At 38.7% G+C, this 15,315-nt stretch carries 17 protein-coding genes; 15 read left to right on the top strand and 2 right to left on the bottom strand.

What is annotated here, in order from left to right:
• The first annotated feature begins 453 nt into the window (after positions 1-453).
• The 6 genes from LJY09_RS15160 (at position 454) to LJY09_RS15135 (ending at position 6,069) form a co-directional block, all read left to right on the top strand.
• Positions 454-1,056 (top strand): alpha/beta hydrolase, encoded by a 603-nt coding sequence (locus LJY09_RS15160; protein ID WP_028412809.1) that lies wholly within the window; start codon positions 454-456, stop codon positions 1,054-1,056.
• A gap of 290 nt (positions 1,057-1,346) precedes the next feature.
• Complete coding sequence (locus LJY09_RS15155; protein WP_028412810.1) at positions 1,347-2,057, top strand: polysaccharide deacetylase family protein; 711 nt, start codon at positions 1,347-1,349, stop codon at positions 2,055-2,057.
• A 15-nt stretch (positions 2,058-2,072) separates the two neighbouring features.
• Complete coding sequence (locus LJY09_RS15150) at positions 2,073-2,666, top strand: DedA family protein (RefSeq protein WP_028412811.1); 594 nt, start codon at positions 2,073-2,075, stop codon at positions 2,664-2,666.
• The gene (locus LJY09_RS15145; RefSeq protein ID WP_028412812.1) at positions 2,663-3,796 is read left to right on the top strand and encodes an MGDG synthase family glycosyltransferase; all 1,134 of its coding nucleotides are present in this window, start codon (positions 2,663-2,665) and stop codon (positions 3,794-3,796) included. Before LJY09_RS15150 ends, LJY09_RS15145 begins: the two co-directional genes overlap by 4 nt.
• Positions 3,797-3,888: 92 nt before the next feature.
• Entirely contained in the window at positions 3,889-4,638 is a 750-nt protein-coding gene (nfsA, locus tag LJY09_RS15140) for an oxygen-insensitive NADPH nitroreductase (protein ID WP_028412813.1), read from the top strand.
• Between the two features lie 429 nt (positions 4,639-5,067).
• Positions 5,068-6,069 carry a 3D domain-containing protein gene (locus LJY09_RS15135; RefSeq protein ID WP_028412814.1) on the top strand — a complete coding sequence of 334 codons (1,002 nt, stop codon included), beginning with the start codon at positions 5,068-5,070 and terminating at the stop codon, positions 6,067-6,069.
• An 80-nt stretch (positions 6,070-6,149) separates the two neighbouring features.
• On the opposite strand, the gene LJY09_RS15130 is transcribed toward LJY09_RS15135, so the two are convergent.
• A complete protein-coding gene (locus LJY09_RS15130) occupies positions 6,150-7,292 on the bottom strand; it encodes a C40 family peptidase (protein ID WP_028412815.1) in 1,143 nt (380 codons plus the stop codon).
• Positions 7,293-7,486: 194 nt separating this feature from the next.
• Between LJY09_RS15130 and LJY09_RS15125 the strand changes: the two genes are divergently transcribed.
• From LJY09_RS15125 to LJY09_RS15090, 8 genes are all read left to right on the top strand, one after another.
• Positions 7,487-8,536, top strand: a complete 1,050-nt coding sequence (locus LJY09_RS15125) for an anthranilate phosphoribosyltransferase (protein ID WP_028412816.1) — start codon at positions 7,487-7,489, stop codon at positions 8,534-8,536.
• Between the two features lie 152 nt (positions 8,537-8,688).
• Positions 8,689-8,991 (top strand): urease subunit gamma, encoded by a 303-nt coding sequence (locus LJY09_RS15120; protein ID WP_013057659.1) that lies wholly within the window; start codon positions 8,689-8,691, stop codon positions 8,989-8,991.
• A 14-nt stretch (positions 8,992-9,005) separates the two neighbouring features.
• Complete coding sequence (locus LJY09_RS15115; RefSeq protein ID WP_028412817.1) at positions 9,006-9,332, top strand: urease subunit beta; 327 nt, start codon at positions 9,006-9,008, stop codon at positions 9,330-9,332.
• A gap of 1 nt (position 9,333) precedes the next feature.
• Positions 9,334-11,043, top strand: coding sequence for an urease subunit alpha (ureC, locus tag LJY09_RS15110; protein WP_028412818.1), 1,710 nt, complete (start codon positions 9,334-9,336; stop codon positions 11,041-11,043).
• Positions 11,044-11,052: 9 nt separating this feature from the next.
• Positions 11,053-11,499, top strand: coding sequence for an urease accessory protein UreE (ureE, locus tag LJY09_RS15105; protein ID WP_028412819.1), 447 nt, complete (start codon positions 11,053-11,055; stop codon positions 11,497-11,499).
• Complete coding sequence (locus LJY09_RS15100; protein ID WP_028412820.1) at positions 11,492-12,178, top strand: urease accessory protein UreF; 687 nt, start codon at positions 11,492-11,494, stop codon at positions 12,176-12,178. Before ureE ends, LJY09_RS15100 begins: the two co-directional genes overlap by 8 nt.
• A 39-nt stretch (positions 12,179-12,217) precedes the next feature.
• Complete coding sequence (gene ureG / locus LJY09_RS15095) at positions 12,218-12,832, top strand: urease accessory protein UreG (RefSeq protein ID WP_028412821.1); 615 nt, start codon at positions 12,218-12,220, stop codon at positions 12,830-12,832.
• Positions 12,829-13,638 (top strand): urease accessory protein UreD, encoded by an 810-nt coding sequence (locus LJY09_RS15090; protein WP_098113311.1) that lies wholly within the window; start codon positions 12,829-12,831, stop codon positions 13,636-13,638. Before ureG ends, LJY09_RS15090 begins: the two co-directional genes overlap by 4 nt.
• 254 nt (positions 13,639-13,892) lie before the next feature.
• On the opposite strand, the gene LJY09_RS15085 is transcribed toward LJY09_RS15090, so the two are convergent.
• The gene (locus LJY09_RS15085) at positions 13,893-14,531 is read right to left on the bottom strand and encodes a HoxN/HupN/NixA family nickel/cobalt transporter (RefSeq protein ID WP_098113312.1); all 639 of its coding nucleotides are present in this window, start codon (positions 14,529-14,531) and stop codon (positions 13,893-13,895) included.
• A 272-nt stretch (positions 14,532-14,803) separates the two neighbouring features.
• Between LJY09_RS15085 and LJY09_RS15080 the strand changes: the two genes are divergently transcribed.
• The gene (locus LJY09_RS15080; protein ID WP_033579442.1) at positions 14,804-15,265 is read left to right on the top strand and encodes a hypothetical protein; all 462 of its coding nucleotides are present in this window, start codon (positions 14,804-14,806) and stop codon (positions 15,263-15,265) included.
• Positions 15,266-15,315 lie beyond the last annotated feature (50 nt).

Below are 15,315 nucleotides of genomic sequence, written 5' to 3'. Positions count from 1 at the left end.
GGCTTTGTTCCCCTTTATGAAAAACCAAGGGGGTATTTTACGTTCTGTTTCTCATAGAAAAAAGTTGTTATAACACGTATAAGAAATACGATTTAGTACGCTCGGGTATAAATGCTGATATCTGTTGAAAGTAACGAAATAAAGCAAAAATTAACTAATTTATCAGACTAGGGCACTTTTTATACGAAGGAGGACGGGCGAGTTTTAATTATTATCCACCTTTTGACGGGAGCACTTAGATAAAAGTGGAATATTTCTTTACCCGCTGTAAGTCAAACGAATTAAATACCTAGCTGCATATGAGCAATGGCCATATGAAGTTATTCAGTATTATGTGATACTGCCAGCAAAACATACAGGTATTTCTTTGACAGTAGTTCCTTTACAAATGCTTCGAAAGTTCTTATAATAAAATTATCTTTAATTCGAGATATTTAAAAGGAGTGGATATACGTGAAACATATTTTTAAAAAAGGAACGGACGAGACGAAACCGACTTTATTGCTGTTGCATGGTACAGGAGGTACAGAACAAGATCTGCTCCCTGTTGCAGATATGATTGATTCCTCTTGCTCCGTATTATCTGTAAGAGGAAATGTACTAGAAAACGGAATGCCCCGTTTCTTTAGACGTTTAAAAGAAGGAATATTTGATATAGAAGATTTAATTGAACGTACAAAAGAACTTCATCAATTTTTAGATGAAGCGGCTGAAACATATTCATTCGACCGACACAACATCGTAGCTGTAGGCTACTCAAATGGTGCCAATATTGCAGGAAGTTTGCTGTTTCATTATGAGAATTCTTTAAAAGGGGCGGCTCTTCTTCATCCGATGGTTCCAAGAAGAGGAAGTGAAGTGCCTAAGACCGACGCCTCTATCTTTATCGGCGCAGGTACAAACGATCCTATTTGCCCAGCATCAGAAACGGAAGAACTTTCTGCTCTTTTAGAAAAAGCCGGAGCGGACGTACAGGTCCATTGGGAATCATTTGGACATCAGTTAACACGAACAGAAATTGAAGCAGCTGAAAAATGGTATCGGTCAAAATTTTAATTTCAAAACTTTCCGCACTCGTGCGGGAAGTTTTTTTATTTTCAAAAAACAAGGACAGTTATCATACAAAAGATAGATATAAATGGTAAAAAGTACTTTTTTTACTGAATGAAGGGAAATTTTATGATATCATTTTATTTCCGGTATATCCTTGCAGAACAGCTATTTTTAGGTAAAGTATCAAATTATTTTAAAATTCCTGGCTTCTATCACAAAAAAATGAAACCAAAGTCTGAGTAAACCGTTATAATAAATGCAGGATTTAAATTCAAAAGGATGGTTAAAAGCATATGACTCGTTTTTTTATTGTTTTACTTTTCGTTCTAATGGTTATATGTGTATATACCATTATTTCGCAAACCCTTTACCGTCGCTATCATTCATCAGTCATAATAAAAGGGGCAAAAAAGCATAAAATAGCTATAACATTTGACGATGGGCCTCATCCTGTTTATACGCCAAAAATTTTGGACTTGTTCAAACTGCATGAAATGAAAGCTACTTTTTTTATTGTGGGAGAACTAGGGGAAAAACACCCGTCTATTTTAAACAGGATGATTGATGAAGGACATGAAGTAGCTATACATCATCATCGTCACGTGAGTGCATGGACGCAAACACCTTGGCAATTAAAAAGACAAATTCATCAATGTGCACAGGTTATAGAGAAAGTAACAAATCAAAAGCCGCTTTTTTATCGTCCGCCGTGGGGACATTTAAATATGAGCAGTTTATTAATGGCCAAGCCATATCACCTCGTGATCTGGACAGGAATCTTTCAGGATTGGACACTAAAAACAACGAAAACGGCATTAGTTCAAAAACTAATGAGTAAAGTAGAAGATGGAGCCATTTTTGTTTTACACGATAATGGAGATACCCCGGGAGCAGATGAAAAAGCACCTGAAATGACGATTGCGGCGTTAGAAGAATTTTTACCTTACTTAAAACAGCAAGGGTATGAAAGTATAACCATGCAGCAATTGATGAATCAATCGTAAATAGAGGAGCGAGCAGTGGACTTAACAATTATTTCTCAGTATATACATTCCTATGGTTATATTGTTATTTTACTTGTACTTTTTTGTGGGATCGTTGGAATTCCAGCGCCTGAAGAATCATTTTTAATATTATTAGGCATGTTTATTGCCAAACATCAGCTGAACTTATACGAATCATCTCTTTTTGCTTTTTTAGGTGTTATAACTGGAATGCTTACTGCTTACGGGCTAGGAAGGTATGCGGGAACCCCATTTTTTGATAAATACGGAAAATACGTAGGGTTAACCAAAGAGAAAATTGAAGCGGCAAGCGGCAGCTACCATAAATATGGGATATGGACCATTTTATTTGGTTTATATATTCCAGGCTTACGTCAAATTAGCCCATATATGGCAGGAATAAGTCGCTATCCGTTTTTGCTTTATTTGCTGTTATCGGTGGTAGGCAGTCTAGTATGGGTCCTTTCTTTTCTCGTTCTAGGTTACTATGTAGGAGACCGGATTCATATTTCGTATATCATTATGGGAGCTGTAGCTTTTTTTGTTATTTATTTACTTATAAAAAGAAAAAGAAACCGAAAACGTCTTGAGAGGAGGGATGGTCAATGAGGAAGGTTCTGTTCTTGCCGCTTTTTCAGATGCCATCTGGTCATCACCAAGTAGCAGACGCCGTTATGGATGCCATCATGGAACGTTTTTCCCACGTTATTTGTCAAAAAATTGATTGTTTAAGCTATTGGAGCAAACCGCTTGAACAAATGATTTCATCGATATACATGAAATGGATTTCTGTTTTTCCAAAGCAGTTTGAAAAATTTTATTACGGGCATGTATACAAAAAAAACGACCATACGATGGATGATTTTGTCGTGAAAAAGTGGCCGATTATCGAATATCATATGAAGAAATTAATTGATGCAGAGCAGCCCGACGTCATTGTTTGCACACACAGCTTTCCTTCCTGTGTATTAAGCGGCTTAAAAGAAAAAGGAATCATTGATCTTCCTATTATAAACGTATACACCGACTTCTTAGTAAGCGACGTATGGGGTAAAAATGGAATCGAGCTTCACTGCGTGCCTGATCAGGATACGAAAGCATTTCTACAAAACGTTCACGGTGTAAAAGAGTCTTCTATTTATGTAACGGGCATTCCCGTTCATAAAGCGTTTTTAAAAAGACGGATTGACCATCTCATGCCACAGAAGCATATCCTGATTGCCGGCGGAAATTCGGGCCTTGGGAATGTACGCAAAATGCTTCAGCAGCTTCCGCAAAACTGTACGTATATGTATTATGTGCTGTGTGGAAAAAATAAAAAGTTGTATCAAGAACTAGTGAAACTAAACCACCCGAAAGTTAAAGCGGTCCCGTATGTAAAATCAAGAGAGAAAATGAATGATTTATATGAAGGAGCAGATGCCATTGTCACAAAAGCAGGAGGCGTTACAATTAGCGAAGCCCTTCATAAGAGACTACCTATTTTTATTCATTCATCTCTTCCCGGTCAAGAACAAATTAACATTGAATATCTAAAAGAAAAAGAGCTGCTGATACCGCTTAATGATGCTGAAGCCTTTGAACAGCAGCTTAAGAACATTTTAGAAAATGATGTGAAACGAAACCGGTTGATAAAACGAATGGACGAATATGTAGACAGCTTAGAAGTAAAAGTAGATCGCGTGCTTGCAGATCACTTTAAGCTGTATCGATATGAGACAAGTCAAAATCAATTTTAAGCAGAACATTGGTTATTTCTTTTTACATTCGATAAACTAACTGTAGATATAACATCTGTAGAAGGTTAAATGAAGTAAAAGGAGATTACAATATGAACTCAGTTATTGAAACGATTTTAAATCATCGTTCTATTCGCAAATATGAAGACAAACCATTGTCGGAAGAGCAAATTCAGACGATTGTAGAAAGCGCACAGGCAGCTTCCACATCAAGCTATATTCAAGCGTACTCCATTATTGGAGTAAAAGATAAAGAAACGAAGCGAAAGCTTGCCCAATTAGCAGGAAATCAGCCTTACGTAGAAACAAATGGACACTTCTTTGTATTTTGCGCTGACTTTCATCGTCATGATGTCATTGCAGAAATGGAGAAAAAAGATTTATCGACAGCGCTCGAAAGCACAGAGCAGTTCATGGTAGCTATTATTGACGTTGCCCTTGCTGCGCAAAATGCAACGCTTGCTGCTGAATCAATGGGACTTGGAGCTTGTTATATTGGCGGTTTGCGTAACGAATTAGAAGAAGTAAGCAAATTGTTAAAACTGCCTCATCATGTAATCCCGTTATTTGGTCTAACGGTTGGACATCCAGCGGGTATGACGGATAAAAAGCCGCGCTTACCATTTAAACATGTGTATCATGAAGAAACATATGAGCCAAACCATGAGCAGACGAAAAAAGAATTAACGACGTATAACGAAGAAATTTCTGCTTATTACAACGAACGAACAAATGGCAAACGCCAAGACACATGGACTGGTCAAATGGCTGAAATGCTTTCCAATCCTAAGCGTATGTACATGAAAGAATTTGTTGAAAAGCAAGGATTTAATAAGAAATAAAAAGGCTGGGACAAAAGTAGTTTAGCCGAATTGAAAAGCGAACCGCTCATCAGAATCTTTGATGAGCGGTTCGCTTTTTTTGTTATGGTGAACATAGGTTTCATTTATGTAGTTCCTTCTAGCAGTTGACTGGATTCATTTCCAACCTCTTTTTTGTTACGAAAAAAACTTAATATACCCGTTAAATGGTCAATAAAAAAGAAGAGGCATAGCCAGCAATGATAGAGAAATTTAACTATTTTGGTTAAAACAACAATAAAAAGCAGTAAAAAGTAGAAACGTTTCATCATATAGCCAAATTATCAGAAATATTACGTTTAAACGTTCCTTTTTGTTAAGTTTTGTAATAAAAGTAGCATGGCTCTGTAACGGCTGTGAAATGTGAGGATGATATCATTCAATCATTGAGTAAATAAGGAGGTATTCGTAATGAAAAAATTTATATTTACTCTAGGAACAACAGCAATCCTTTCAGCGGGATTTGTAGGTGCAGCTTCTGCTTCTACAAGCGGAACGTATCACGTAGAAAAAGGTGATACGTTATGGAAAGTCGCTCAAAAGCACAGCGTGAGCGTAGACGAGCTAAAAGATGCAAATAACTTAACATCTAATATTATTTATCCAAATCAAGAATTAAACGTAGCTACTATAAAAGAAATGACGCACAAAGTTCAGCAAGGAAATACATTATGGTCCATCAGTCAGCAATACGGCGTGACGGTAGATCAAATTAAAGAATGGAACGGACTGAAGTCAGATTTAATTTATCCTGGCGAACAACTAAAAATTCAGTCTCCAAACGGCCAAGCTCAGCAATCAAGCCCTTCAGTAGCCCAAGCTGCTCCAGAAACTCAGCAAGCTCAAGCGCCGGCTGAACAAACTCAAGAAGAACAGCAGCAAGCTCAAGCTGAACAAGCTCAAAAAGAGCAGCAGCAAGCTCAAGCTGAACAAGCTCAAAAAGAACAGCAGCAAGCTCAAGCTGAACAAGCTCAAAAAGAGCAGCAGCAAGCTCAGGCTGAACAAGCTCAAAAAGAGCAGCAGCAAGCTCAAGCTGAACAAGCTCAAAAAGAGCAGCAGCAAGCTCAAGCTGAACAAGCTCAAAAACAACAACAACCTGCTGAATCGTCACAACAAGCCAGCGGCAAATCAATGACAGTTGAAGCAACTGCCTATACGGCTAATTGTGCTGGATGTAGCGGTACAACTGCTACAGGAGTGGATTTAAAAGCAAATCCAAACCAAAAAGTAATCGCTGTTGATCCTAGTGTTATTCCGTTAGGTTCGAAAGTTTATGTAGAAGGCTATGGTGAAGCTGTAGCTGCCGATACAGGTGGAGCAATTAAAGGCAATCGAATCGATGTATTCGTTCCTTCTGAAGGTGATGCTCAACAGTTCGGAAGAAAATCTGTTAAAATCACGGTTATGAACTAAGAAGTTCTTTATAAAATTGCTAGTCTAGTATAGAAATACATAGCTAGTAAAACAAAAGAGGTGCCATAAGGCACCTCTTTTTACTTTATAATACGCTTTGCGCCCGCATAGCTGTTTTTCCAGTACGCTGTTGAAAGTGATTGCGTTTTAACGCCTTTGCTGCTGACATAAATGAATTCTTGTTTGTCTAGGTAAATTCCTACGACTGAAACGGATTTGCCGTTTTTAAAGAAAACTAAATCTCCAGCCTGCAGACTGTTTTGCTTTACGTCCGTTCCGCTTTTATACTGATCTGCTACTGTACGGGGGATAGAAATAGTTGAACCCGCGTTTTTATATACATACTGTGTGTACCCTGATACATCAAAACCTTTTGGTGTCGTTCCTCCATATTTATATGGCTTTCCAATTAGCGTTTTGGCATACGATACGATTTGCTGCTGTTTTGCACTAACAGAAGTTTGGGGTGCTGGAGCCGGCGCAGGTGCGCTTGTACTTTTCACTTTCAGCACTTGTCCAACTTTTAGCGCATCTGTTTTTAAATTGTTTAATTTTTTTAATTCAGCTACCGTCATGCCGTACTTTTTAGCGACTGCTGTCAGCGTGTCTCCCTTTTTCACCGTGTAGGTGCCATTGTTATCAGCCGGTGTAGATGGAGCTGTTGGTGAAGGTTGAATATCTTCATCAAGCAAATAACTCATATTTGCGCTAAACGTTACTTTTCGCTTCGTTTTATAGCTCTTCGCTTTTTGCTGAAATTGCGTATTGTATGCGTTGATTTCTTTTTCAAAATTTGCAGAGATCTTATTAAATTCCGCGTCACTTACATCTCCATACGCATAGTCTTCAAGATCTACAATGTAATTGTAAAGAGCAATTAAGCTGTCATATAAATACCCTTGAAGCTGATCAGCTTCTGAATTAAGATGATTCATCGCGTAATTTTTATCAGTCTTTGTTAGAAACTGGTCAATTTGATCCGCAAGCTGATCATATGCCGCTAACGCTTTTTCGTCATCTTTTATTCCTTCAATTTCTTTTAGCTTTTTTTCTACGGTTTTATAAAATGGTGCGTAATAATCTGCTAGCGAATTAACGTCTTTTTGATAAACGCTCACAGAAGAAGCAGCATAAGCAGAGTGGCTAAAAACAGGCGTTGTCACCGATGCTCCTACTAAAACGGATGCTGCTATAAATGGTACAAGTAGTTTCTCTTTTTTCATTTGTAAAGTCCCCCAAATATCCAAATAATAGTATAGCAGATAGATTATACTATATTAGGTTATAAAAGAACTAGTACTTTTCCTTTAATTTCATATTTTTTAGCAGTTTGCGTACCTGATAGAAGATAATCTAAGGAGCAAAGGAAATATGTGATACAATGTACAAATATTCAGTTAAAAAGGAAGTGTACGATATGCAACAATTTATCAAAGAAATAGCGCGCGGAAAAAGAGGATCAACTGACTTAACGTATGAACAAGCAAAAGAAGCAGCTCGCTTAATCGCTTCTGGACAAGCTACGGATGCTCAGGTCGCTGCTTTTTTTATTGCGGAACGCATTAAAACCGAAAATGCAGATGAACTATTGGGATTCGTTCATGCTTTTCGCGAAAAAACAAAAGAGATACCGCTGTCTCAGCCGTTAAAAGATAAATCAATTGATTTTGCAAGCCCTTATGCAGGGAGAAATTCATTTTTTGCGACCATTCCTGTATCGATTTTATTAGCTGAAAGAGGTGTGCCAGCTTTTTTACACTGTACAGAAGCGCTTCCTCCAAAGTTTGGAACAACGATTGAAGATGTACTTCATTCATTACAGATCCCTCAAGCTCAAACGATTGAAGACATCGGTCATACGTTAGAAACATTAAAAATTGGCTTTGTAAATGCTGAAACAATCTCTTATCCTCTTAGTCGCATCAAACAAATTCGTCATGAAATTGGCGTAAGAACACTAATTAATACGGTTGAAAAACTATTAAATTTATCAAATGCTTCTTCTTTAATGATGGGCGCTTTTCACCGCACGGCCATTAACAAAATTGTGCCCATTTTTGCTTCGCTCCCGTTTAAACATGTATACGTGGTGCAAGGTATAGAAGGATCTGAAGATGTACCTGTACATAGAAGCAGCTTTGTTTTTACTATCTCAGAAGGAGAGATGGAGTCGTTTATTGTCAATCCAAAAGAATACGGACTGTTTGTGGAAGAAGAACACTTTGAAAAGAAAATAAGTGTTGAAAAACAAGCGGCATATGTGACGCGCATTTTGGAGGGTGAATCTTCTTCCGAACTGACTTATGTCTATAATCAAGTAGTATTAAACGCCGGCTTGCGCTATTATTTATTTGGCTATGAAACTTCTATTGAAGAAGGAGTAGACTATGCAAAACGTCAGCTAGCTGAAGGTCTAGGTTGGAAACACCTGCAGAAATGGAAAACACAAGTGATTTCAGAAGAGTAAAAGGTGAGCAAATATGCTCATCTTTTTTTATCGAAAGATATAAATCCTTTGTTTTTTATCAGAAAATTTAATATAATTAGTTGTGTATTTGTGTTAGAAAATATCACATTTGATGTTAACAAGAAAATAGATTAGCAGAAAGGAAGCTTTCATTGAAACTTACGTCGAGAGAACAAGAAAAATTAATGATTGTCGTAGCTGCAGACTTAGCAAGACGCCGTCAGACAAGAGGATTAAAACTTAACTATCCCGAGGCAGTAGCGATCATTACATATGAAATTATGGAAGGAGCTCGCGATGGCAAGACGGTAGCACAGCTAATGCGAGAAGGTACCAAGATTTTAAAACGAGAAGATGTAATGGAAGGTATTCCTGAAATGATTCATGATATTCAAGTAGAAGCTACCTTTCCAGACGGAACCAAGCTCGTCACTGTTCACGATCCAATTCGTTAAGAGGAGGGAAAAATATGATTCCAGGGGAATACGTCTTAAAAAAAGAACCCATCACATGTAATAACAGAAAGCAATCGATTAGCGTGACTGTAATCAATAGAGGCGACCGCCCCGTTCAAGTAGGTTCACATTTTCATTTTTTTGAAGTGAATGCCGCGCTCGAATTCCCCCGCGAAGCTGCGCTTGGCTATCATTTAAATATTCCAGCCGGTACAGCCGTTCGCTTTGAGCCAGGTGATGCAAAAGAAGTAGAGCTGGTTGCTTTTTCCGGAACAAGAGAAATTTACGGTCTGAACAATAAAACAAACAGATCGCTTTCTGATAGAAAGGAAGATGCATAAGATGAGTTTTCAAATGTCGCGACGTCAGTATGCAGATATGTTTGGACCAACCGTTGGAGATGCTGTTCGTTTAGCAGACACAGAGCTATTTATTGAAATTGAAAAAGATTTCACAACCTACGGAGATGAAGTAAAGTTTGGCGGAGGAAAAGTGATTCGTGACGGAATGGGGCAGCATCCTCTTGCAACGCGAAGTGAAGCAGCGGACTTAGTGTTGACAAATGCCATTATCGTTGATTATACAGGCATATATAAAGCAGATATTGGAATAAAAGATGGACTCATTCAAACTATTGGAAAAGCGGGTAATCCGCTGTTGATGGATGAAGTAGACATCATCATTGGTGCGAGTACGGAAGTAATTGCAGCTGAAGGGAAAATTGTAACCGCGGGCGGTATTGATGCGCATATTCATTTCATTTGTCCGCAGCAAATTGAAACCGCCCTTGCCTCTGGCGTGACAACGATGATTGGAGGAGGAACAGGACCTGCTACAGGAACAAAGGCTACCACTTGTACACCCGGAGCGTGGCATATCGAACGAATGCTTGAAGCCGCTGAAGCATTTCCGATGAATATTGGCTTTTTAGGAAAAGGAAATGCAAGTGCGAAAGAGCCTTTAATTGAACAAATTAAAGCAGGAGCAATTGGACTAAAGCTTCACGAAGACTGGGGAACCACGGCATCTGCCATCGACACAAGCCTGCAAGTAGCAGACGAGTACGATGTTCAAATTGCGATTCATACAGATACTTTAAATGAAGGCGGCTTTGTTGAAGATACGATTGCAGCAATTGGTGATCGAGTCATTCATACCTACCATACTGAAGGAGCTGGAGGCGGGCATGCACCTGATATTATGGAAATGGCAAGCTTTCCAAACGTGCTTCCATCATCAACTAATCCAACAAGACCCTATACGGTCAACACGCTTGAAGAGCATTTAGATATGCTCATGGTATGTCATCATCTTGATCCTGCTGTACCAGAAGACATCGCTTTTGCTGATTCCCGCATTCGCAAAGAAACGATTGCAGCTGAAGATATTTTACACGATTTAGGTGTATTCAGTATGATTTCTTCAGATTCTCAAGCAATGGGACGTGTAGGAGAAGTGATTACACGAACGTGGCAAACAGCTGATAAGATGAAAAAGCAGCGAGGAAAAATTGATGGTGACAGCGAAGTCGGCGATAACGCACGTGTCAAACGCTATGTAGCTAAATATACGATTAATCCAGCTATCGCTCATGGAATTTCCGAATACGTAGGATCGGTAGAAACAGGGAAAATAGCTGACTTAGTCCTATGGGAGCCAGCGTTTTTTGGAATAAAGCCTGACTTGATTGTAAAAGGCGGTTTAATTGCTCACAGCTTAATGGGAGACCCTAACGCTTCAATTCCAACCCCACAGCCGGTCTTATATCGTCCGATGTTTGCTTCTTATGGAAAAGCAAGAGCTAAAACCTCCGTTACGTTTGTGTCAAAAGCAGCGTATGAGAACAAAGTGGGCGAAAAACTAGGGTTACAAAAGCTGCTTAAACCAGTAAAAGATATTCGTCAGTTAAAAAAAACAGATATGAAGTTAAATGGAGAAATGCCTAAGATTGAAGTTGATCCCCAAACGTACGAAGTAAAAATAGATGGACAAATGATTACATGTGAAGCGGCAGAAGTTGTGCCTATGGCGCAGCGATACTTTTTATTTTGAGGTGAAAAAATGGTAATCGAAAAAATTATCGGAAATATAGCAACATTAGAAAAACGAGCTCCACATATAGAAAAGGTATATATCGAAAGTGATCACTTAGTAAAACGCGTTCAGCGCGTTGTAACAGATCACGGTAAGGAACTCGGAATTCGTCTGAAAGAAAACCGCGAGTTAGTTGATGGCGATGTACTATTTATGGATGAAAGCAATATGATTGTTGTGCAAGTTCTGGCAGACGATATTTTGACCATTCAGCCGATTGATATTCAGCAGATGGGAGAAATTGCTCATCAGCTTGGGAACCGCCATTTGCCGGCGCAGTTTGAAGGTGGAGACATGCTTGTACAGTACGATTATTTAGTCGAAGAATTGCTTCAGCAGCTCAACATTCCCTATAAGCGCGAAAAAAGAAAAGTAAAACAAGCTTTTAAGCATATCGGACATAGTCATGACTAATTCATTGCTTTCGCTGATTCAACTATGTGATTCAAATTTCCCATCGGGTGCATTTTCGCATTCGTTTGGTTTTGAAACGTATATTCAGCGAAATCAAATTTACGACACAGAAACCTTTCAAGAAGCGCTTCGTACATACCTTGATGTTCAGCTGACGTATACGGACGGCTTAGCATGCAGGCTGGCTTATGAGTATGCTGTTCGTGACCAGTTTAACGAAATTATGAGAATTGATCATGAACTATACGCTCTTGCTTTGTCAAAAGAAACAAGAGAAGGGACAAGACGGGTGGGCCAGCGCATGTTAAAGCTTTGCTTAGAGTTATTTCAAGGCTCTTATTTAGAAAAGTATATGAGTGAAGTAAAAGCAAAGAAGGCGTACGGACATCCTGCTGTTGTATTTGCATTAGCCAGCCTGCAGTTAAACATTACAAAAGAAGAGGCAATTTTAAGTCATTTGTACGCTAGCATCTCTTCATTAATTCAAAATGCTGTTCGCGGCATACCAATCGGCCAAACCGATGGGCAAAAAACGCTCGTTCTTTTTCAGCCGCTGCTGCAGCAAGCGCTTCAGCATATTTTGCAAGCAGATCAAGAGGAATTTGGTGCCGTGACACCAGGGTTAGAAATTGCTCAAATGCAGCATGAACAACTGCATGTTCGATTGTTCATGTCATAAAAAAGGAGGGAAGGCCTTCGAATGATGAAGGCATAAAAAATGGATGCAATTAAAATTGGAATTGGTGGACCTGTTGGTGCAGGAAAAACAATGTTAGTAGAACGATTAACGCGTGCGCTAGAAGGGCAGCTCAGTATGGCAGTCATTACAAACGATATTTATACAAAAGAAGATGCACAGTTTCTAGTAAAAAACAGTATTTTGCCAGAAAATCGTATCGTAGGAGTAGAAACAGGAGGATGTCCTCATACAGCTATTCGAGAAGATGCATCCATGAACTTTGCTGCAATTGATGAGTTAGTGGAACGTCACCCCGATGTTGAACTTATTTTTGTAGAAAGCGGAGGAGATAATTTAGCCGCAACGTTTAGCCCAGAGCTCGTTGATTTTTCAATTTATATCATCGATGTAGCACAAGGAGAAAAAATCCCGCGTAAAGGCGGTCAAGGAATGATTAAATCTGATTTATTCATTATCAACAAAACAGATTTAGCCCCATATGTAGGAGCGAGTTTAGAAGTAATGGAAAAAGATACAATCCAAGCGAGAGGGCACAAGCCTTTTGTTTTCACCAATTTAAAAGAAGATAAAGGGCTCAATCAAGTGATAGAATGGATCAAAAAAGAGGCCTTTTTAATCGGCCTTGAATCATGAGCTACACGGGTTATTTAGAGCTTCGTGCAGAAAGAAACAGTGAGCGAACGGTTATTAAAGATACTTATCATTACGGGGCTTTCAAAGTTGCCAGACCTATTTACATGACTCCTGAATCACCTTTTGTTTATATGCTTCACGTAGGCGGGGGATACGTGAGTGGAGACAAATACAAAACGATGATAACGGTCGAGAAAAATGCTCAGCTGACTGCTACTACTCAATCTGCGACAAAGGTGTACAAAACACCGAACGCAGCTGTTTTACAAGAAACGTGCATAACCCTTGAAGAACAATCCATCATGGAATATATACCAGACCCGCTTATTTTGTATGAAAATGCTGCATTTGTCCAAGAAATAACGGTTCATATGGCAGAAAACGCTGCTTTGTTTATGTGTGACAGCATCACCCCGGGGTGGTCGCCGGATGGGCAGCTGTTTCAATATACCTCTATGCGTTCCAAGCTGAAACTGTATGTAAAAAAGCAGCTGAAGGTATACGATCACTTATACTTGAAGCCAGAAAACCATCTGCGCGGCATGATGAAAATGGAAGGGTATACTCATTTTGGATCGATTATTATTGTTCATCCAAACGCCGACGACGCATTTATAGCGAAAGTACATCAGCTGTGCGAAGAGGCAGGCTGTAAAGCAGGAGCTTCCGCACTTCCGATTTCCGGATGTGCTATTCGAATACTAGCTGCTAGTACACAAGAAGTGGAAGAGATAATCGTCAAAGTATACGGATTGTTCCGGCAGGAGTTATTAAAAGCTGAAGTATCACTTTTGCGTAAGTATTAAAGTGCCTGTACAAAAGTATAGTAGTTAAAGAAAAATCCGAACGAGCTGAACTCTTGATAGAGAATCAAATTCGTTCGGATTTTTTATTGGTAGGGTGAACGTAGGTTTCCTGTATGTAGTTCGTTCTAGCCGTTGATTAGAGGACAAAGCGAAGTCTTGCACAGAAATCAACAGCTGTGGAACAAGCAGTCCAGATCATTTATCCTACTTATTCGTCTTTAGATTGAATTATTTTCATTATGTTTTATGCTCTGTTAGAACCACAGACTAAATAATCCGTCGCTTACACCTAAATTATACATATAATAGAGGCCAAATATAATGCTGACAGCACCTGTTACCTGCATCAACCAGCGGTTTAACGTCACTTGCTTTTTAGTTGTAACGAATGGAATTCCAATAACCGTCGTAAATAACAGCATGCCAAGACAAGTGCCGATTCCAAAAATGATAATGTACAGCGCACCTTGCCATACGTGAGTAACGGTGCTCATCGTTACTACAACCATCGCTGCGCTTCCGGCCAGTCCATGAACAAAGCCAATGCCTAATGACTTTAAGTAAGACGTTTTTTCGTGATGCGTATGCACTTGTTTTTTGTAAGACAGAAACGATGTAAAACCGAGATAAACGAGCATAATGCCCACTAAAAATTCAAGTGACATGCTCATACGTTCAGAAATACTGCTTTTTAACACTATTAAAATCATGCCAAAAATAAACAGCGTAAGCGTATGACCAATCCCCCAGTATACTCCTGCAAGCGAAGAGCGCCACAGCTTTTTACTTTTTGAAGCAATGGTTGATACAGCGATAATGTGATCTGGTTCTAGAGCATGCTTGATTCCTAAAAAAAATCCTAGTATTAAAATTGAAAAAAAACTTGTTTCCATGTCAGCTTTCTCATCCTTTCGTACGTATAAAACTAGTATATCGCACGCTTTTGTTTTAATAAACAGAAAATTCTAAACGAAAATGTCTGGTTGAATAGCTAAAACATTTATCAATTTACAATAAGTTACAAATATTAAAGGAGATGTAGTATAAAAATTTTACATTTACAAAAACTATAAGTAAATTATTGTGAGGTTGATAACTATGGACAAAATTTCTACTGATATCATGCTGTGGAGTTCTTTTATACGCCAAAATGTTGGGATAGAACGTGACTAGACTAGAAGCTCTTTTATGGAGCATTGCGTTGCCAGGCTTTGGACAATTACTAAACAAAAAACATATAAAAGGAATTTTGTTTATTGTACTTGAATTTCTCATTAATATGGGCGCAAATTTTAATGAAGGCATTCGCTTAAGCTTTTTAGGGGAAACAAAGCAATCCCTCGAGGTAATGAACATGCAGTGGTTAATGTTTTATCCATGTTTATATTTTTTTGCAATTTGGGATGCTGTTAAAGAAGCAGAAAACGGCGCATCGAGATTTACATTTATTCCTTTTGTCTCCTGTGCTTATTTTGTTACAGTAGGCATTATGTATTCCTCAGTGACAACCATCAACGGTGTTTTTATAGGCCCAATTTGGCTCCCTATGCTGTCTGTTGTACCGGGACTGGTTATTGGACTCATTGCCAAAAAGCTATTAGAAGTGTATATACATAAGAAAAAATAAACGTCATTTCAATCTATACATCCGTAGATTTTAATGGACGTTTATTTTAT

Source organism: Priestia sp. J2 (genome assembly GCF_020790095.1).
Taxonomy (GTDB): Bacteria; Bacillota; Bacilli; order Bacillales; family Bacillaceae_H; genus Priestia; species Priestia zanthoxyli.
The sequence above is the reverse complement of the archived record's forward strand: the minus strand, read 5'-3'. Positions and strand labels throughout refer to the sequence as shown.